We start from the raw sequence: 19,140 nt of genomic DNA on the forward strand, positions 1-19,140 counted from the left end.
AATGCCGGCTCGGCGCGGGCTCGCCACGCAGCGCCCGGTGCCGTCCGTGCCGGTCCGGCTCACCGCCGGAAATACCGCAGGGATCAAAGCGGCGCGATCTTGCCGTCGACCAGGGTGACGCGGCGGTCCATGCGCGCGGCGAGATCGTGGTTGTGGGTGGCGATCATCGCCGACAGGCCGGAATGGCGCACCAGCGCCTCGAGCGCGTCGAAGACATAAGACGCCGTGGTCGGGTCGAGATTGCCGGTCGGCTCGTCGGCGAGCAAGAGCAACGGCGCGTTGGCGACCGCGCGGGCGATCGCCACGCGCTGCTGTTCGCCGCCCGACAGTTCCGACGGGCGATGATGGGCGCGCTTGCCGATCTTCATATAGTCGAGAAGCTGCAGGGCGCGTTCCTCGGCCTGGCTGGGCAGAAGACCATGCACGAGCTGCGGCATCATGACGTTTTCCAGCGCGGAAAACTCCGGCAGCAGATGATGGAACTGGTAGACGAAGCCGACATCGTTGCGCCGGATCGCGGTGCGGTCGTCGTCGCCGAGGCGCCCGCAGGCGCGTCCGTTCAAGAAGACCTCGCCGGCATCGGGCCGCTCGAGCAGGCCGGCCGTGTGCAACAGCGTGGATTTGCCGGCGCCCGACGGCGCCACCAGCGCCACCGTCTCGCCGCGCTTCAGCTCGAACTCGGCCCCGTTGAGGATGACGAGCGTCTTCGATCCCTGCTGGTAGCGCCGTTCGACGCCCTTCAGCACAAGCACGGCGGATTGTGCCATCATTCGTACCTCAACGCTTCGACGGGATCGAGGCGGGCCGCCCGCCAGGCCGGAAACAGCGTCGCGAAAAACGACAGCACCAGCGCCATGACGACCACCGATACCGTTTCGCCGACATCCATCTTGGCCGGGAGCTGGCTCAGGAAATAGAGTTCGGGGTTGAACAAGGTCGTGCCCGACAGCCAGGAAAAGAACTGCCGGATCGATTCGACATTGAGGCAGATGACGACGCCCAGCACCACGCCGGCGAGCGTGCCGGTGATGCCGATCGCCGCGCCGGTCATGACGAAGATGCGCAGGATGGCGTTGCGCGTCGCGCCCATCGTGCGCAGGATCGCAATGTCGTGGCCCTTGTCCTTCACCAGCATGATCAGGCCGGAGATGATGTTGAGCGCGGCGACCAAAACGATCAGCGTCAGGATCATGAACATGACGTTGCGCTCGACCTCGAGCGCGGAAAAGAAGGTTTCGTTGCGCTGTCGCCAGTCGATCAGAAACAGCGGACGCCGCGCGGCCGCCTCGATCGCCGGCTTGAGCGCGTCGATCGCGTCGGGGTCGTCGACAAACACCTCGATGGTCTGGGCCCGGCCTTCGGCGTTGAAATAAAGCTGCGCCTCCGACAAGGCCATAAACACGATGGTGGCGTCATATTCGGACATGCCGACCTGGAAGATCGCGGTGACGGGATAGGCTTTTTGGCGTGCGACCGTACCGAACGGGGTAACGTCGCCTTCCGGCGAGGTCAGCGTGATCACGTCGCCGACGGCAAGCCCCAGCGTCTCGGCCATGCGCACGCCGATCGCCACGCCCTCGCCCGCGTCGAAGCCGTCGAGCGTGCCGTTGCGCACATTGCCGGCCACCAGATCGATCCTCGCCAGATCCTCCTCGCGCAAGCCGCGCACGAGCGCGCCGGTGCCGCGCCCGACATTGCCCGAGGCCAGCACCTGGCCTTCCACCAGCGGGATGGCGTAGCGCACGCCGTCGACGTCGTTGAGCCGCGCGGCTACCTCGGCGTAATCGTCGAGCGGCCGGTCGATCGGCTGGACGACGACATGGCCGTTGACGCCCAGAATACGGGTCAGGAGTTCGGCGCGGAAGCCGTTCATCACCGCCATGACGATGATCAGCGTGGCCACGCCGAGCATGATGCCGACGAAGGATATGGAGGCGATCACCGAAATGAAGGCCTCCTTGCGCCGCGAGCGCAGATAACGCCACGCCACCATCCGCTCGAAGGGCGAGAACGGCCCCGCGCCCGCCTTGATGTCCTCGGCGCTGCTCATTGACGCGTACCGAACCTCGCCAACGCCTCGGCGATGGCGACCGACTGGCGTTCGCCGCTCTTGCGGTTCTTGACCTCGACCTCGCCGGCGGCGACCCCGCGCGGGCCGACGATCACCTGCCAGGGCAAGCCGATCAGGTCGGCGGTGGCGAACTTGCCGCCGGCGCGCTGGTCGGTGTCGTCGTACAGCACGTCCCGGCCCGCCGCCCGCAGCTTGTCGTAGAGTTCCTCGCAGACGCTGTCGCAGGCCTCGTCGCCCACCTTCATGTTGATCAGCGCGATGTCGAACGGGGCCACGCTTTCGGGCCAGACGATGCCGTTCTCGTCATGGCTCGCCTCGATGATCGCCGCCAGAAGGCGGCTCGGGCCGATGCCGTAGGAGCCCATCGAGACGAAATGCTCCTTACCGTCCGGGCCGGTGACGCTCGCCTTCATGGGCTCGGAATATTTGGTGCCGAAGTGGAAGATGTGGCCGACCTCGATGCCGCGCGCGGACACCTTGTCGTCCTCGGCGATGGCGTCCCAGGCGGCCTCGTCGTGCATCTCGTCGGTCGCCGCATAAGGCGTCGTCCAGGTGGCGACGATATCGGCGATCTGCGCGTCATCGCCGAAATCGACATCCGCGCCCGGCACCTCGAACTCGAGGAAATCCTTGCGGCAGAACACCTCGCTCTCGCCGGTCGACGCCAAAATGATGAACTCGTGGCTCAGATCGCCGCCGATCGGACCGGTGTCGGCGCGCATCGGGATCGCCTGCAGCCCCATACGCGCGAAGGTGCGCAGATAGGCGACGAACATGCGGTTATAGGCGGCCTTGGCGCCGTCGAAATCGAGATCGAAGGAATAGGCGTCCTTCATCAGGAATTCTCTGCTGCGCATGACGCCGAAGCGCGGGCGGACCTCGTCGCGATATTTCCACTGGATATGGTAGAGGTTGAGCGGCAGATCCTTGTAGGACCTGACATAGGAGCGGAAAATGTCGGTGACCATCTCTTCGTTGGTCGGGCCGTACAGCATGTTGCGCTCGTGCCGGTCGGTGATGCGCAGCATCTCCTTGCCGTAATCCTCGTAACGGCCGCTCTCGATCCACAGATCGGCCGACTGGATGGTCGGCATCAGGATTTCCTGCGCGCCGGCGCGGTCCTGCTCCTCGCGGATGATGCGATTGACCTTGTCGAGCACGCGCTTGCCGAGCGGCAGCCAGGAAAAGCTGCCCTGGCCCTGCTGGCGGATCATGCCGGCACGCAGCATCAGGCGGTGCGAAACGATTTCCGCCTCGCGCGGGTTCTCTTTGAGGATGGGCAGGAAAAAGCGCGACAATCGCATGAAATCTTCCACTGGATGGAATGGACACAGGCGCCGGAATCGGCCGCATGACGCTGGCTCGTCTGCACGCGTTTCATAGCCATTTCAAGGCAGGTTGGGAACCCGACGCGACAGGCTCAAGATCGCCGCATGTAACGCCGGTTGATAAGCGCCTTTCCATTGTGCGATGCAGCAAAGGATTGATCGTTTCAGTGCAAAAAATATCGTGACATCGCAAACATCGTTGGGTTAGTGTGCGGCCGCATAAAGAGGAGCGGAAATTCAACCGCTTTCCTGCGCGGTCAAAGTCTTGGGAGGATGCGATCTAGGCGCGATTTTCCGCTGCCGCCGAACACCGGAAACAGATCGGACGCGTGATAAAATTGCAAGGCTTCGGCCTTGCATTTTTTTTGGAAAAACAAAGGTTTGACTGCCGACATTACTGCGGCGCGCGAAACTTGACCTACTGAAATTCGGGAACGACGGACGGAATATCGTCGAACGTGAAACCCAATTGCCGGGTGAGCAGATAAAGCAGCCCGAAAACGAGCAGGGAAATCAGCGTGGCGCGCAAGGCGGCGCGGCGCATATGGGGGCCCTTGGGGGCGCTCGCGGTGGTGCCCAAAGTGACGTCACCGTCCTCGTCCTGGGTATGCAGGCCGAACGGCAGGACGACAAACAGCGTCACCCACCAGATGATGAAATAGACCGCGAATCCGGAGATCCAGCTCATCGTCAAAATTCCCTTTCAGCGCCCTGCGGCTCAGGCCTGCTCCAGCTCGACCAGCGTTCCGGCGAAATCCTTCGGGTGCAGGAACAGCACCGGTTTGCCGTGGGCGCCGATCTTCGGCTCGCCGTCGCCCAAGACGCGTGCGCCCTTTGCTTTCAGCCGGTCGCGCGCGGCCAGGATGTCGTCGACCTCGTAACACAGATGATGCATGCCGCCGGCGGGATTCTTGGCGAGAAAGCCGGAGATCGGCGACGCCGCGTCGAGCGGCTCGAGCAATTCCACCTTGGTGTTGCCGAGATCGACGAAGACGACCGTGACGCCATGGTCCGGCAATGCCTGCGGCTTTGACAGTTTCGCGCCGAGCGTATCGCGATAGACCGCGCTTGCCGCGGCAAGGTCGGGAACCGCGATGGCGACGTGATTGAGCCTTCCGAGCATCCGCTTTTTCCTTTCCGTGCCGCACGGCCGCCCCACGAGGGCGGCGACCGCATTTCGCGAGTCATTGCTTAGCGCGTGACGAACACCGTCACGACGGGCTTTTTGCCCCAGCCGTCACGGGCTGCGTTGCGCACCGCGCGGCGGACCGATTCCTGAAGCTGGTCGAGGTTTTTGCGCCGCACGCGCGGGATCGACTCCACCGCCCCGGCCGCCGCGTCGAGCATCAAATCCTCCAGGAGCTCGCCATTGCGATCCTCGCTCGGCACGCCGTAGGAGACGATGTCGGGATCGCCGGCAAGTTCGTAACGCTCGTCGAGCACCACATTGATGGCGACATGGCCGACATAGGACAGCTTACGCCGCGCGCGGATGCCGACCGCCTCCTCGCTGCCCAGCAGATAACCGTCCTTGTAGATGCGGCCGGCCTTGACCTCATCGACGATCTCGGCCGGTCCCGGCGCCAGCCGCAGCATGTCGCCATTGCGGATCTGCGACACGGAGGGAACCCCGGCCATGGCCGCGAGCGAACCCTGGGCCACCAGATGCGCGGCCTCGCCGTGCACGGGCACCAGGTTCTGCGGGCGCACCCACTCATACATGCGCTTGAGCTCGCTGCGCCGGGGGTGGCCCGACACATGCACGAGCGCGTCGTCGTCCTCGATGATGCGGATGCCCTGGTCGATCAGCCGGTTCTTGATGTCCAAAATGGCCTTTTCGTTGCCGGGGATCGTGCGCGAGGAATAGATCACGGTATCGCCGGGCGCGAGCGTGACATTGCGCATTTCCTCGCGTGCGAGCTTGGCCAGCACGGCGCGCGGCTCGCCCTGGCTGCCGGTGCACAGAATGACCAGCCTGTCGCGCGCGATCTGGGCGTATTCCTCTTCGTCGGCGAATTCGGGCAGGCCGTCGAGATAGCCCAGTTCGGTGGCGACGTTGATGACGCGCTTCATCGAGGAGCCCATCACGATGACGCGGCGGCCGGCCTCGTGGGCGGCCTCGGCGACCGAGCGGATACGCCCGACATTGGAGGAGAAGCTGGTGACGGCGACACGCCCCTCGGCCTTGACGATCAGGTCGCGCAGACTGTCGCCGACAGCCTCCTCGGACGGAGATTCGCCTTCGCGCATGGCATTGGTCGAATCGCAGATCAGCGCCAGAACGCCGGCATCGCCGAGCGCCCTGAAACGCGCCTCGTCGGTCTTTTCGCCGATGGTCGGCGCGGGATCGATCTTCCAGTCGCCGGTATGGACCACCGTGCCGAGCGGCGAGGTGATGGCGAGCGAGACCGGTTCGGGGATCGAATGGGTGACGGCCACCGCCTCGATGTCGAACGGGCCGACGCTAAAACGTTCGCCGGCACGGTAGATCTCGACCGGAATTTTCGGCTGCCGGCCCGGCTCGTATTCGCGCTTGGCTTCCAGCAGGCCGGCCGCGAACGGCGTCATCCACACCTTTGCGCCGAGCCGCGGCCACAGATCGAGCAGCGCGCCGTAATGGTCTTCGTGCGCATGGGTGATGACGATGCCGCGCAGCCGGTCCTTCTGACCCTCCAGAAAGCCGATATCGGGCAGAACCAGATCGGCGCCGGGAAGGTCCGGGCCTGGAAAGGTGACGCCGCAATCGACCACGATCCACTCGCGTGCATGCGGCGGCCCGTAGCCGTAGAGGCCGAAATTCATGCCGATCTCGCCAACACCGCCGAGAGGCAGGAAGACGAGCTCGTTCTTGTCGTTTTTCGCCATGCGTGTCTTCCTTCCGCTTAATCCGCAGCGGCCGAGGCGATCACTCCAAAATGGACGTCGCCGGCCGCGATCTTCCAGTGTTTACCGTGCCGGTCGCGCACCACAAAGCGGCACTCGGCATCGATGGTCTCAAAGACGCCGCGCACGATTTCGCCATCGACGCGAACCGCCACCTCGCTGCCGAGCCCGGCGGCGCGCTTGAGCCAGGTCCGGCGCACGGCGTCGAGCCCCCTGCCCCCGTCCCATATCCGTTCAGCCGCGAGCCAGGCATCCGACAGCGCCAGAAACAGGGTCTGGGCGTCACCGCGCGCGCCCAGCACCGTCAGCGAGGTTGCCGGGTATGGCATCTCGGCGGGATGGGCAACGACATTGACGCCTATGCCGATCGCCACCGCGAAGCCACCGCCCTCCAGCATGGTCGATTCCAGCAGGATGCCGGCAAGCTTGGCGCCCCCGGCAAGCACGTCATTGGGCCATTTCAGCTCGAAACGCGACTTGGCGCGCGCATCGCCGCCGCCATCGGCTCCGATCGCGATCCGCCCGGCATCCGGCACGCATGCCTCGAGCGCGTCGCCGAGCGCCAGGCCGGCCACGAAGCCGAGCGTGGCGGCCACCGGCATCGGGCAGCAATTAACCAGAAGCAGCGTCGCGGCGAGATTGCCCTCAGGCGTCGCCCAGACCCGTCCGCGGCGGCCGCGTCCGGTCTCCTGTTTCGACGACACCACCCACAGCCGGCCGGGATCGCCGGCCCGCGCGCGCTCGAGCGCGGTGGCATTGGTCGAGCCGATCGTGTCGAACGCTTCGAGGCGAAATCCCGCCGCCGACGCCGGCGGAGCCAGAACAAAACCCATCCGGTCAGAAGAAGGTTTTCGCCGCCGCTTCGGCCATCGTGCCGACCGGTCCGCCGATCAGTACGTAAAACAGGACGAAAGCACCGGAGAGCCCGAGAACAAGCCGCAATTCGCCGGCCATCGGCACGAAAGCGCCGACCGGCTCGTCGAACCACATGATCTTGATGATGCGCAGATAATAATAGGCGCCGACCACCGAGGCGAGCACGCCGATCACGGCGAGCGCATAAAGCTGGGCATCGATCGCGGCCAAAAACACATACCATTTCCCCCAGAACCCGGCGAGCGGCGGGATACCGGCGAGCGAGAACATCAGGATCGTCAGGATGGTGGCCATCACCGGATTGGTCGAGGCCAGGCCGCCGAGCTCGTCGATCTGCTCGACATTGCCTTCCTTGCGGCGCATGGCGAGGATGAAGGCGAAGGTGCCGAGCGTCATCACCAGATAGATCAGCATATAGATGACCACGCCGCGCACGCCGGCCTCGGTGTTGGCGGCAAGCCCGACCAGGGCGAAGCCCATATGACCGATCGAGGAATAGGCCATCAGCCGCTTGATATTGCGCTGGCCGATGGCGGCGAAGGCGCCAAGCAGCATCGAGGCGATGGCGATGAAAACGATGATCTGCTGCCAGTCCGGCGCGATCGGCTCGAACGCGCCCATGGTGACGCGCACGAGCAGCGCCATCGCCGCCATTTTGGGCGCGGCGGCAAAAAACGCCGTCACCGGGGTCGGCGCGCCTTCATAAACATCGGGCGTCCACATGTGGAACGGGACGGCGGAGATCTTGAAGGCCAGGCCGGCGAGCACGAAGACCAGGCCGAAGACGAGCCCGAGCTGCCTCTCGCTGCCCGACAGCACCGCCGCGATCTCGTCGAAACCGGTGTGGCCGGTATACCCGTAGACCAGCGACATGCCGTAAAGCAGCATGCCCGAGGACAGCGCGCCGAGGACGAAATATTTCAGCCCGGCCTCGGTGGAGCGGACATTGTCGCGGTTGATGGCGGCGATCACGTAAAGCGCCAGCGACTGCAGTTCGAGGCCGAGATAAAGCGCGATCATGTCGTTGGCCGACACCATCAGCGCCATGCCAAGGGTTGCCAGCAGGATCAGGACCGGGAATTCGAACTTGTCGAACTTTTCCGCCTTGGCGAAGCCGACCGACATGATCAGCGTCAGGATCGCGCCGATGAAGGTGAGGAATTTCATGAAACGTGCGAACGAATCGCTGACAAAGGCTCCGTTGAAGGCGGCTCCGTCCGCGCCGAAAAACACCATCCAGGCGGTCGCGCCGGCAAGCACGGCCACCGCCAGGCCGGTGACCAGCGTGTTGGAGCGCTCGTCGCCGAAAACGCCGATCATCAACAGCGCCATCGCCGCCACCGCCAGAAACAGTTCGGGTGTCGCGAGGATCAGGCTTTGGGAAAGTTCAGCCGACATCGTGTTTGCAAACCCCTACTGCGCCAGTCCGGCCGCTGCGGTGGACTGTCCCGCCTCGATCGAGGCGGCGACGTTGTTGACGAGGGCCTCGACCGAGGCCGCGGTGGCGTCGAAGACCGGCGCCGGATAGACACCGAAGAAGATGACGAAGATCACCAGCGGATAGATCACCATCTTCTCGCGCATCGACAGGTCGAGCATGCCCTTCAAGCTTTCCTTGGTCAGCTTGCCGAAGACCACGCGGCGGTAAAGCCACAGCGCGTAGGCCGCCGACAGGATGACGCCGGTGGCGGCGAACAGGGCGACCCAGGTATTGACCTTGAACACACCAAGCAGCGTCAGGAACTCGCCGACAAAACCGGACGTGCCCGGCAGGCCGACATTGGCCATGGTGAAGATCAAGAACACCACCGCGTATTTCGGCATCTTGTTGACCAGCCCGCCATAGGCCTCGATCTGGCGGGTGTGCATGCGGTCGTAGATGACGCCGACGCACAAGAACAGCGCGCCCGAGACCAGGCCGTGCGACAGCATCTGGAAAATGCCGCCCTGGATGCCTTCCTGGTTGAGGGCGAAGATGCCCATCGTCACGTAGCCCATATGGGCGACCGAGGAATAGGCGATCAGCTTCTTGATGTCCTCCTGCATCAGCGCGACCAGCGAGGTGTAGATGATCGCCACCACCGACAGCGTGAACACGAAGGGCGCGAAATCGGCCGAGGCGAGCGGGAACATCGGCAGCGAAAAGCGCAGGAAACCGTAACCGCCCATCTTCAACAGGATGCCGGCGAGGATGACCGAGCCCGCCGTCGGCGCCTCCACATGCGCGTCGGGCAGCCAGGTGTGGACCGGCCACATCGGCATCTTGACCGCGAAGGAGGCGAAGAAGGCGAGCCACAACCAAGTCTGCATGCCGGCGGGGAAATCATGCGCGAGCAGCGTGGGGATATCGGTCGTGCCGGCCTGCCAGTACATGGCCATGATGGCCAAGAGCATCAGCACCGAGCCGAGCAGCGTGTAGAGGAAGAACTTGAAGCTGGCATAGACGCGCCGCTTGCCGCCCCACACGCCGATGATGATGAACATCGGGATAAGGCCCGCCTCGAAGAAGACGTAGAACAAAACGATGTCCAGCGCGCAGAACACGCCGATCATCAGCGTTTCCAGGATCAGGAAGGAGATCATGTACTCCTTCACGCGCTTGTCGACCGATTCCCACGAGGCCAGGATGCACAGCGGCATCAAAAAGGTCGTCAAGATGACGAACAGCATCGAAATGCCGTCGACGCCCATGTGATAGGCGATGCCGCCGCCCAGCCATTCGGTCTTCTCGACCATCTGAAAACCGGGATTGGTATTGTCGAACCCGGCCCAGATGAACAGCGACAGCAGGAAGGTGAAGCTGGTCGTGAACAGGGCGACATTGCGGATGTTACGGCGCGCGGCGGCCCCCTCGTCCCGGATCATCAGGATGAGGAAGGCGCCGACCAGCGGCAGGAAGGTGACCGTGGTGAGGATGGGCCATTCGGTCATGATTTAGAACGAGCTCCCGAGCATCATCCAGGTGACGAGGGCGGCGACGCCGATCAGCATCGCGAAGGCGTAGTGGTAGAGATAACCGGTCTGCAGCTTGACCACCTTGTTGGTGACGTCGATCACGCGGGCGGACACACCGTCCGGCCCGAGCCCGTCGATCACCTTGCCGTCGCCGGTCTTCCACAGGAAGCGGCCAAGCCGCATGGCCGGCCTGACGAACACGACATCGTAGAGCTCGTCGAAATACCATTTGTTGAGCAGGAAGGCGTGCAGCCCGCGGTGCTGCGCGGCGAGCTGTTTCGGCGTCTCCGGCGAGCGGATGTAGAATTGATAGGCGACCAACAATCCGAGCAGCATCGCCACGAAGGGCGACAGCTTCACCCACAGCGGCACCTCGTGGAAATCGTGCAGGATGTGGTTGTCCGGCAGGGTGAACAGGGCGCCCTTCCAGAAACCGTCATATGCCTCGCCGACAAAATAGCCATGGAAGATCACGCCGGCGAACAGGGCGCCCGCCGCCAGGATGAACAGGGGCACCAGCATGACCGGCGGCGATTCGTGCACGTGGTGCATGACGTCGGCGGAAGCGCGCGGCTTGCCGTGGAAGGTCATGAAGATCAGGCGCCAGGAATAGAAGCTGGTGAAGACGGCGGCCACGACCAGCAGGATGAAGGCGAAGGTCGCCACCGCATTGTGGCCGACGAAGGCGCCCTCGATGATGGCGTCCTTGGAAAAGAAGCCGGCCGTACCGATGATGGTAGCGGGAATACCGACGCCGGTCAGCGCCAAGGTGCCGATGATCATCATCCAGTATGTGGTCGGGATCAGCTTCCTGAGCCCGCCCATCTTGCGCATGTCCTGCTCGTCGGAGACGGCATGGATGACCGAGCCGGAGCCGAGGAACAGCAGCGCCTTGAAGAAGGCGTGCGTGAACAGATGGAAGATCGCGGCGGAATAAAAGCCGAGCCCCAGCGCGACGAACATGTAGCCGAGCTGCGAACAGGTCGAATAGGCGATCACACGCTTGATGTCGTTCTGCACCAGGCCGACGGTGGCGGCGAAGAAGGCGGTGAAGGCGCCGACGAAGGTGACCACCAAGAGCGCGGTGTGCGACAATTCGAAGATCGGCGACAGGCGCGCCACCATGAACACGCCGGCGGTGACCATGGTCGCGGCATGGATGAGCGCGGAGACCGGCGTGGGGCCTTCCATGGCGTCCGGCAGCCAGGTGTGCAGCGGCACCTGGGCCGACTTGCCCATCGCGCCCAGGAATAGCAACAGGCAGACAACCGTCAAAGCCGCATGCCGGTCGAGTTCGTAGCCGAGGAAATTCAGCACCGATCCGGCCTGCGCGCCCGCCTCGCCCGCCGCGTCCGCGGCCGGCAGGAAGGACTGGGTGTTGGCAAAGATGGTGCCTAGATCGACCGAGCCGAACAGCACGAAGACGCCGAAAATGCCGAGGATGAAGCCGAAATCGCCGACGCGGTTGACGACGAAGGCCTTGATGGCGGCGGCGTTGGCGGTCGGCTTCTTGTACCAGAAGCCGATCAGAAGATAGGAGGCGAGACCGACGCCCTCCCAGCCGAAGAACATCTGCACCAGATTGTCCGACGTCACCAGCATCAGCATGGCGAAGGTGAACAGCGACAGATAGGCGAAGAAGCGCGGCCGGTGCGGGTCGTGGTGCATGTAGCCGATCGAGTAGATGTGGACCAGCGCCGAGACCGTGTTGACGACGACCAGCATGACCACGGTCAGCGTGTCGATGCGGAACGACCACGCCACGTCGAGCCCGCCCGACTGGATGAAGCGCATGACCGGCACGGTGAACGCCTCACCATCGCCGAAACCGACGGTGAAAAAGGCGACCCAGGACAGGACGGCCGCAATTACCAGGAAGCCGGAGGTGATGTATTCGCTCGCCTTGGCGCCGATCGAGCGGCCCAGCAGGCCCGCGATCAGGAAGCCGAAAAGCGGAAGGAAGACGATGGCGTGATACATGTCAGCCCTTCATCATGTTGACGTCTTCGACGTCGATGGAGCCGCGATTGCGGAAGAAAACGACAAGAATGGCGAGCCCGATCGCCGCCTCGGCGGCGGCCACCGTCAGCACGAACAGGGCAAACACCTGACCGACGAGGTCGCCGAGAACGGCCGAGAACGCAACGAAATTGATGTTGACGGCCAACAGGATCAGCTCGACCGACATCAGGATGATGATGACGTTCTTGCGGTTCAGGAAAATGCCGAACACGCCGAGCGTGAACAGCACGGCCGAGACGGTGAGGAAATGCGCGATACCGATCGTCATGATTGCCCCCGTCAGATGCCCTTGCCCGTTTCGACGTCGACGACCTCGATCGCGGTCTCGGGCGTACGCGCCACCTGAACCGGGACCGATTGCCGCTTGACGCCCTCCTTGTGGCGCAAAGTCAGCACGATCGCGCCGATCATCGCCACCAGCAGCACGAGGCCAGCGATCTGGAAGAAATAGATGTAGTCGGTGTAGAGGATGTCGCCGAGCGCGGCCGTGTTGTGGCGCACGTCCGGCGCCGGCGTCGGCTGGGCGACCGCGGTGGCGAGTTCGGGAACGAAAGCGTAGCCGCCGACTACCACGACGATCTCGGCGGCCAGGATCAGGCCGACCAGCGCGCCGATCGGCGCATATTGCAGCGCACCGCGCTTCATCTCGGCGAAATCAACGTCGAGCATCATGACGACGAACAAAAACAGCACCGCCACCGCGCCGACATAGACAACCAGCAGGATCATGGCGAGGAATTCGGCGCCGGTGAGCAAAAACAACCCGGCGGCGTTGAAGAAGGTCAGGATCAGGTAGAGCACCGAATGCACGGGATTGCGCGCGGCGATGACCATGAAGGCCGCCGCCACCGCGATGAAGGCGAACAGATAGAAAAAGATCGCCTCGAGTCCTGTCAGCATGGGTTCCCCCAATTCTCCGCCGCGGGGAATCGCCCCGCATCATTCCGGCCTTGCGCCCCAGGCGAAAACCGCGTTGTCCTTAGACCAGCCGTCCGCGCCCGTCCATGTCGAATGGCTATCTGTATGGTGCGTCCAACGCGATGTTGCGCGCGATCTCGCGTTCCCAGCGGTCGCCAATGGCGAGCAGCTTGTCCTTGTCGTAATAAAGCTCCTCGCGCGTCTCGGTCGCGAATTCGAAATTCGGCCCCTCCACGATCGCGTCGACCGGGCAGGCTTCCTGGCAAAAGCCGCAATAGATGCACTTCACCATGTCGATGTCGTAACGAACCGTGCGCCGCGTGCCGTCATTGCGCCGCGGCCCCGCTTCGATGGTGATCGCCTGGGCCGGGCAAATCGCCTCGCACAACTTGCAGGCGATGCAGCGCTCTTCGCCGTTGGGATAGCGCCGCAGCGCGTGCTCGCCGCGAAAACGTGGCGACACCGGTCCTTTTTCGTGCGGATAGTTGACCGTGTATTTCGGCGCGAAGAACTGCCGCATGGCCAGGAAGAACGCGCTGACGAATTCCTGCAGGAGCAGCGATTTTGCGGCTTGGGCGAGCGCTGACATGACTATTCTCCAGCAATCAACGGGGCGACGAAAAAGCCCACGATCGGCAAGAGCACGAGCTGGCTCAGGCCGGTGATATTAAGGACGCGCTTCGTCTCCGGCAGCTCGACGCGCGCAGCCAAAAGCCTCAGCAATGCGAGGTCGGCCGCCGCGACGCCAAGCCCGACAAGGGCGCCGATGAGGCCCGCGCCCATCCTAAGCCACCAGTCCGGTGAATTTCAGGAAGGCGGCGGTGGCGACCACCATGAACAGCGAGATCGGCAAAAACACCTTCCAGCCGAGCCGCATCAGCTGGTCGTAGCGATAGCGCGGCACGATCGTCTTCACGATGGCGAAGAAGAAGAAGACGAAGCAGATCTTGAGCATGAACCAGACGATGCCGGGCACCCAGGTGAAGGGCGCGAAATCGAACGGCGGCAGCCAGCCGCCGAGAAACAGGATCGTCATCAGTGCGCACATCAGCATGATCGCGACATATTCGCTGAGCATGAACAGCAGGTACGGCGTGGAGGAATATTCGATCATGTGGCCGGCAACCAGTTCCGATTCGGCCTCGACCAGATCGAAGGGCGGCCGGTTGGTTTCCGCCAGGGCGGAGATGAAGAAGATCACGAACATCGGGAACAGGCCGAGCCAGTGCCAGTCCAGAAAACTGTTGGGCAGGCCGGCCATGGTGCCCAGACCGTCGCGCTGCGACAGGACGATGTCGGTCAGGTTGAGCGAGCCGACGGCCAGCAGCACGGTGACGATGACGAAACCGATCGAAACCTCGTAGGACACCATCTGGGCGGCCGAACGCAGCGCGCCGAGGAAGGGATATTTGGAGTTCGAGGCCCAGCCAGCCATGATCACGCCGTAGACCTCGAGCGAGGAGATGGCGAAAATGTAGAGAATGCCGACATTGATGTTGGCGATCACCCAGTTCTCGTTAAACGGCACCACCGCGAAGGTGGCCAGCGCCAGCACGGTGGTGACCAGCGGCGCCAGCAGGAACACGCCCTTATTGGCGCCAGACGGGATCACCGGCTCCTTGACGACGAATTTCAGTAGATCGGCGAAGGATTGCAGCAGCCCCCAGGGGCCGACGACATTGGGACCGCGCCGCAACATCACCGCCGCCCAGATCTTGCGGTCGGCGTAGAGGATGAACGCGATGAAGACCAAGAGCGCGACGATGACCAGCAGGGACTGGCCGACGATGATCAGCCCCGGCAGCACGTAGGTGGTGAAGAAGAGGTCCATCGTCATGCCTTACTCAGCCGCCTGCTTGAAGCCGCCCCTGGCCATGGCGGAACATTCCGCCAGCACGGCAGAGGCGCGGGCGATCGGGTTGGTGAGGTAAAAATCGGCCACCGACGAGGTGAGCGCGCTTTTGTTGAGGCGCCCGCCAGTGCCGGCCAGCCTGGCGACATCGGCCGGGTCGCCGGCCGCGATCCGGTCGATCTCGGCGAAATGCGGATGGGCCCGGTAGAGCGCGGCGCGCAGTTGCTGCAGCGAATCGAACGGCAGTTTCTTGCCGAGCACGTCGGACAGCGCGCGCAGGATCGCCCAGTCCTCCTTGGCCTCGCCCGGCGCGAAGCCGGCGCGATTGGTCATCTGGACCCGGCCTTCGGTATTGACATAGGTGCCGGACTTTTCGGCATAGGTCGCGCCCGGCAGGATGACGTCGGCGCGGTGGGCGCCGGCATCGCCATGGCTGCCGATATAAACGGTGAAGGCGTCGCCGATCTTGTTCGTGTCGAGTTCGTCGGCGCCGAGCAGGAACAAAACGTCGAGCGCGCCCATCATCTCGGCCGCGGTCTTGCCGCCGGCCTGCGGCACGAAGCCGAGATCGAGCCCGCCGACGCGCGCGGCGGCCGTGTGGAGCACACCAAAACCGTTCCAGTCCGCGCCGAGCGCGCCGCACTGGTCGGCAACCTTGGCGGCGAGCCCGAGCAGGGCCGCGCCGTCGGAGCGGCAAAGCGCGCCCTGCCCCACGATCACCATCGGCCGCTTGGCTTTTTTCAGGGTCTGGAAGAACTTGCCCTTGCCGCCGGCGAGCTCCTTGAGCGCCTCGCCGCCGGAACCGAGCGCCTCGTAGTCGTAGCGCAGGTCGCCGACCTCGCCGATGACGCCGACGGGAAAGCCGCCCATGCGCCAGCGCTTGCGGATGCGGGTGTTGAGGACAGAAGCCTCGAAGCGCGGATTGGCGCCGACGATCAAAAGCGCGTCGGCCTGTTCGATACCCTCGATGGTGGGATTGAACAGATAGCCGGCGCGGCCCTTCTTCGGATCGAGCGCGGCGCCGTCCTGGCGGCAATCGATACTGTTCGAGCCGAGCGCGGCCATCAACTGCTTGAGCGCGAACATCTCCTCGACCGTCGACAGGTCGCCGGCGATCGCGCCGATGCGCTCGGCCGGGGCAGCGGCGACCTTTTGGCCGATCGCGGCGAAGGCCTCGCTCCACGAGGCAGGCGCGAGCCGGCCGTTTCGGCGGATATAGGGTCGGTCGAGGCGCTGGGTGCGGATACCGTCCCACACGAAGCGGGTCTTGTCAGAAATCCACTCCTCGTTCACCTGCTCGTTGACACGTGGCAGGATGCGCATCACCTCGCGGCCGCGCGTGTCGATCCGGATCGCCGAACCGACCGCGTCCATGACATCGATCGATTCGGTCTTCGACAGTTCCCACGGCCGGGCCTGGAAGGCGTAGGGCTTGGAGGTCAGCGCGCCGACCGGGCACAAATCGATGACATTGCCCTGCAGCTCGGAGGTCATCGCCTGTTCGAGATAGGTGGTGATCTCGGCGTCCTCGCCGCGGCCGATCAGGCCGAGTTCGGAAATGCCGGCAACCTCGGTGGTGAAGCGGACGCAACGCGTGCAGTGAATGCAGCGCGTCATGATCGTCTTGACCAGCGGGCCGATATATTTGTCCTCGACGGCGCGCTTGTTTTCCTTGTAGCGCGAGGAATCGACGCCGAAGGCCATGGCCTGGTCCTGCAGGTCGCATTCGCCGCCCTGGTCGCAGATCGGGCAGTCGAGCGGGTGGTTGATGAGCAGGAACTCCATCACCCCCTCGCGCGCCTTCTTGACCATCGGCGTGTTGGTGAACACTTCCGGCAGTTCGCCGTTCGGGCCCGGGCGCAGATCGCGCACGCCCATGGCGCAGGAGGCGGCCGGCTTGGGCGGGCCGCCCTTCACCTCGACCAGGCACATGCGGCAATTGCCGGCGATCGACAGCCGCTCGTGGAAGCAGAAACGCGGCACTTCCGCGCCCGCGTCCTCCGCCGCCTGAAGCAGCGTGTAGTGATCGGGCACCTCGATTTCCTTGCCGTCGACCTTGAGTTTCGTCATCTCGTGCCCCCGACGCCGAGCGCCGTTTCGCCTTTCAACCGCCGGGCGCGCAGTCCCGGCCTTTCGCCTAGTTGCCGTTGCCGGCAGACAATCTCTTCGCCTGGCCGCGCCAGTCGTCGCGCCCGATACGGCCCTTGAAACCGAGTTCCTCGTCGAGGCGCGCCATCTCCTCATCCGTGAGCGCGGCGATCTGCGCATAACTGCGGATGCCGCGCCGGTTCAAAACCTGCTCGAGCTTCGGGCCGATGCCCGAAATCGCCTTGAGATCGTCGGCGGCCGTTTCAGGTGCGGGTGCCGCCGCGCCCTCATCGCGCGGCTTGCGTCCTTCGGCGGCGGCGGTCACCCGCGCCGCGTCGTCGGCGACCGCACGCGCCACCTTGCCGCTGGTTTCGGCAATGTCGCGAGCCACGTGCTCGACATCGGCAGCCAGAGTTTCGACGGCGGCGCGCATGCGCGCGCGCGGCGAGGCCGGCGCCTTGTAAGCCGGTTCGTCGGCGGCCGCATCATGATCGGCACGGCCGCGTTCGGACAGCCGCCTGGCCGCTTCCATCGAGCCGGCGACGGTTCCCATCCACAGGCCGAAAGCGTGTCCGGCGACGCCGATGCCGATCGCCGTCATTGCCGCGCCGGCGGCCAGCGGATGCGCGGCCAGATTGACGGCGCCGCGAAATTCCTTCGGCATCAGCTCGGAAAAATCCTGCGTCATCTTTTCCAATCCGGCTTCCATTTCCTTCACATCAGGCAGCAACACGTGGGGTATGAAATAGGGTGACATGGTCTGTCTCCTTTTGCTTCGGTTCCCCCGGTCGTTTCCCGTCCCTTTCCAGCGCTTGTCCGTGACGTCTTTTCAAGCCTTCATTCGGCCGCCACCAGCGCCGGACGGGCGCTGTCGGCGTTGCGCGAAAACTCGTCGATGCGACGCTCGATTTCCGGGCGGAAATGGCGCACCAGGCCCTGGATCGGCCAGGCAGCCGCGTCGCCCAGCGCGCAGATCGTGTGGCCCTCGACCTGCTTGGTGACGTCGAGCAGCATGTCGATCTCGCGCTTCTGCGCCTCGCCGCGCACCAGCCGCTCCATCACGCGCCACATCCAGCCGGTGCCCTCGCGGCACGGCGTGCACTGGCCGCAGCTTTCGTGCTTGTAGAAATAAGACAGCCGCGCGATCGCCTTCACGATGTCGGTCGACTTGTCCATGACGATGACGGCGGCGGTGCCGAGACCGGATTTCAGGTCGCGCAGCCCGTCGAAATCCATCGGCGCGTCGACGATCTCGTGGGCCGGTACCAGCGGCACCGACGAGCCGCCGGGAATGACGGCGAGCAGATTGTCCCAGCCGCCGCGAATGCCGCCGCAATGAGTTTCGATCAGTTCGCGGAAGGAAATCGACATTTCCTCCTCGACCGTGCAGGGCGTGTCGACATGGCCGGACACGCAAAACAGTTTCGTGCCGGCGTTGTTCTGACGGCCGAAGGAGGAGAACCAGGCCGCGCCGCGGCGCAGGATGGTCGGCGCGACCGCGATCGATTCGACGTTGTTGACGGTGGTCGGGCAGCCATAAAGGCCGACATTGGCCGGGAATGGCGGTTTCAGCCGCGGCTGGCCCTTCTTGCCCTCGAGGCTCTCCAAGAGCGCCGTTTCCTCGCCGCAAATATAGGCGCCGGCGCCGTGATGGACGTAAACGTCGAAATCCCAGCCGTTCTTGTTGTTCTTGCCGAGCAGGCCGGCGTCGTAGGCCTCGTCGATGGCGCGCTGCAGCGCCTCGCGCTCGCGGATGAACTCGCCGCGCACATAGATGTAGGCGGCATGCGCGCCCATGGCGAAACCGGCGATCAGGCAGCCCTCGACCAGCGTGTGCGGGTCGTGGCGCATGATGTCGCGGTCCTTGCAGGTGCCGGGCTCGGATTCGTCGGCATTGACGACCAGATAATGCGGCCGGTCGTCCGACTGTTTGGGCATGAAGGACCATTTCAGCCCGGTCGGGAAACCGGCGCCGCCGCGGCCGCGCAGGCCGGACGCCTTCATCTCGTCGATGATCCAGCCGCGGCCCTTGGCGATCAGCCCCTTGGTGTCGTCCCAATGACCGCGCGCCATCGCGCCCTTCAACGACGTGTCGAAGCGGCCGTAAATATTGGTGAAGATGCGGTCCTTGTCTTGCAGCATGGCTG

Annotated in this window: 18 protein-coding genes; all 18 read right to left on the reverse strand. The window is 64.3% G+C overall.

What is annotated here, in order from left to right; genetic code table 11:
* Positions 1-83 precede the first annotated feature (83 nt).
* Positions 84-767: an ABC transporter ATP-binding protein gene (locus GN330_RS16720; protein WP_156714255.1), complete on the reverse strand. Its 684-nt coding sequence runs from the start codon at positions 765-767 to the stop codon at positions 84-86.
* On the reverse strand, positions 767-2,050 hold the full coding sequence (locus GN330_RS16725; protein WP_156713868.1) for a lipoprotein-releasing ABC transporter permease subunit: 1,284 nt from the start codon (positions 2,048-2,050) through the stop codon (positions 767-769). Before GN330_RS16725 ends, GN330_RS16720 begins: the two co-directional genes overlap by 1 nt.
* A complete protein-coding gene (gene proS, locus GN330_RS16730; RefSeq protein ID WP_156713869.1) occupies positions 2,047-3,375 on the reverse strand; it encodes a proline--tRNA ligase in 1,329 nt (442 codons plus the stop codon). Before proS ends, GN330_RS16725 begins: the two co-directional genes overlap by 4 nt.
* A 442-nt stretch (positions 3,376-3,817) precedes the next feature.
* Positions 3,818-4,087 carry a DUF1467 family protein gene (locus GN330_RS16735; RefSeq protein WP_156713870.1) on the reverse strand — a complete coding sequence of 90 codons (270 nt, stop codon included), beginning with the start codon at positions 4,085-4,087 and terminating at the stop codon, positions 3,818-3,820.
* A 30-nt stretch (positions 4,088-4,117) separates the two neighbouring features.
* On the reverse strand, positions 4,118-4,522 hold the full coding sequence (gene mce, locus GN330_RS16740) for a methylmalonyl-CoA epimerase (RefSeq protein ID WP_156713871.1): 405 nt from the start codon (positions 4,520-4,522) through the stop codon (positions 4,118-4,120).
* A gap of 68 nt (positions 4,523-4,590) precedes the next feature.
* Positions 4,591-6,264 carry a ribonuclease J gene (locus tag GN330_RS16745; RefSeq protein WP_156713872.1) on the reverse strand — a complete coding sequence of 558 codons (1,674 nt, stop codon included), beginning with the start codon at positions 6,262-6,264 and terminating at the stop codon, positions 4,591-4,593.
* Positions 6,265-6,281: 17 nt separating this feature from the next.
* A complete protein-coding gene (locus tag GN330_RS16750; protein ID WP_156713873.1) occupies positions 6,282-7,115 on the reverse strand; it encodes a biotin--[acetyl-CoA-carboxylase] ligase in 834 nt (277 codons plus the stop codon).
* A 4-nt stretch (positions 7,116-7,119) separates the two neighbouring features.
* Entirely contained in the window at positions 7,120-8,556 is a 1,437-nt protein-coding gene (gene nuoN / locus GN330_RS16755) for an NADH-quinone oxidoreductase subunit NuoN (protein WP_156713874.1), read from the reverse strand.
* 15 nt (positions 8,557-8,571) lie between these two features.
* On the reverse strand, positions 8,572-10,089 hold the full coding sequence (locus tag GN330_RS16760; protein WP_156713875.1) for an NADH-quinone oxidoreductase subunit M: 1,518 nt from the start codon (positions 10,087-10,089) through the stop codon (positions 8,572-8,574).
* A gap of 3 nt (positions 10,090-10,092) precedes the next feature.
* Positions 10,093-12,093, reverse strand: coding sequence for an NADH-quinone oxidoreductase subunit L (gene nuoL, locus GN330_RS16765; protein WP_156713876.1), 2,001 nt, complete (start codon positions 12,091-12,093; stop codon positions 10,093-10,095).
* Position 12,094: 1 nt separating this feature from the next.
* The gene (gene nuoK, locus GN330_RS16770; RefSeq protein WP_106569609.1) at positions 12,095-12,403 is read right to left on the reverse strand and encodes an NADH-quinone oxidoreductase subunit NuoK; all 309 of its coding nucleotides are present in this window, start codon (positions 12,401-12,403) and stop codon (positions 12,095-12,097) included.
* Between the two features lie 11 nt (positions 12,404-12,414).
* Positions 12,415-13,035, reverse strand: a complete 621-nt coding sequence (locus tag GN330_RS16775; protein WP_156713877.1) for an NADH-quinone oxidoreductase subunit J — start codon at positions 13,033-13,035, stop codon at positions 12,415-12,417.
* Positions 13,036-13,150: 115 nt separating this feature from the next.
* Positions 13,151-13,642 (reverse strand): NADH-quinone oxidoreductase subunit NuoI, encoded by a 492-nt coding sequence (gene nuoI, locus GN330_RS16780; RefSeq protein ID WP_156713878.1) that lies wholly within the window; start codon positions 13,640-13,642, stop codon positions 13,151-13,153.
* Positions 13,643-13,644: 2 nt separating this feature from the next.
* On the reverse strand, positions 13,645-13,836 hold the full coding sequence (locus tag GN330_RS16785; RefSeq protein ID WP_156713879.1) for a hypothetical protein: 192 nt from the start codon (positions 13,834-13,836) through the stop codon (positions 13,645-13,647).
* Position 13,837: 1 nt separating this feature from the next.
* Positions 13,838-14,884, reverse strand: coding sequence for an NADH-quinone oxidoreductase subunit NuoH (nuoH, locus tag GN330_RS16790; RefSeq protein ID WP_156714257.1), 1,047 nt, complete (start codon positions 14,882-14,884; stop codon positions 13,838-13,840).
* A 9-nt stretch (positions 14,885-14,893) separates the two neighbouring features.
* Positions 14,894-16,975 carry an NADH-quinone oxidoreductase subunit NuoG gene (gene nuoG, locus GN330_RS16795; protein WP_156713880.1) on the reverse strand — a complete coding sequence of 694 codons (2,082 nt, stop codon included), beginning with the start codon at positions 16,973-16,975 and terminating at the stop codon, positions 14,894-14,896.
* Between the two features lie 67 nt (positions 16,976-17,042).
* A complete protein-coding gene (locus tag GN330_RS16800; RefSeq protein ID WP_246188731.1) occupies positions 17,043-17,750 on the reverse strand; it encodes an NADH-ubiquinone dehydrogenase in 708 nt (235 codons plus the stop codon).
* 80 nt (positions 17,751-17,830) lie between these two features.
* On the reverse strand, positions 17,831-19,135 hold the full coding sequence (gene nuoF, locus GN330_RS16805) for an NADH-quinone oxidoreductase subunit NuoF (RefSeq protein WP_156713881.1): 1,305 nt from the start codon (positions 19,133-19,135) through the stop codon (positions 17,831-17,833).
* Positions 19,136-19,140: the final 5 nt, after the last annotated feature.

The organism is Nitratireductor arenosus (assembly GCF_009742725.1).
Lineage (GTDB): Bacteria > Pseudomonadota > Alphaproteobacteria > Rhizobiales > Rhizobiaceae > Mangrovimarina > Mangrovimarina arenosa.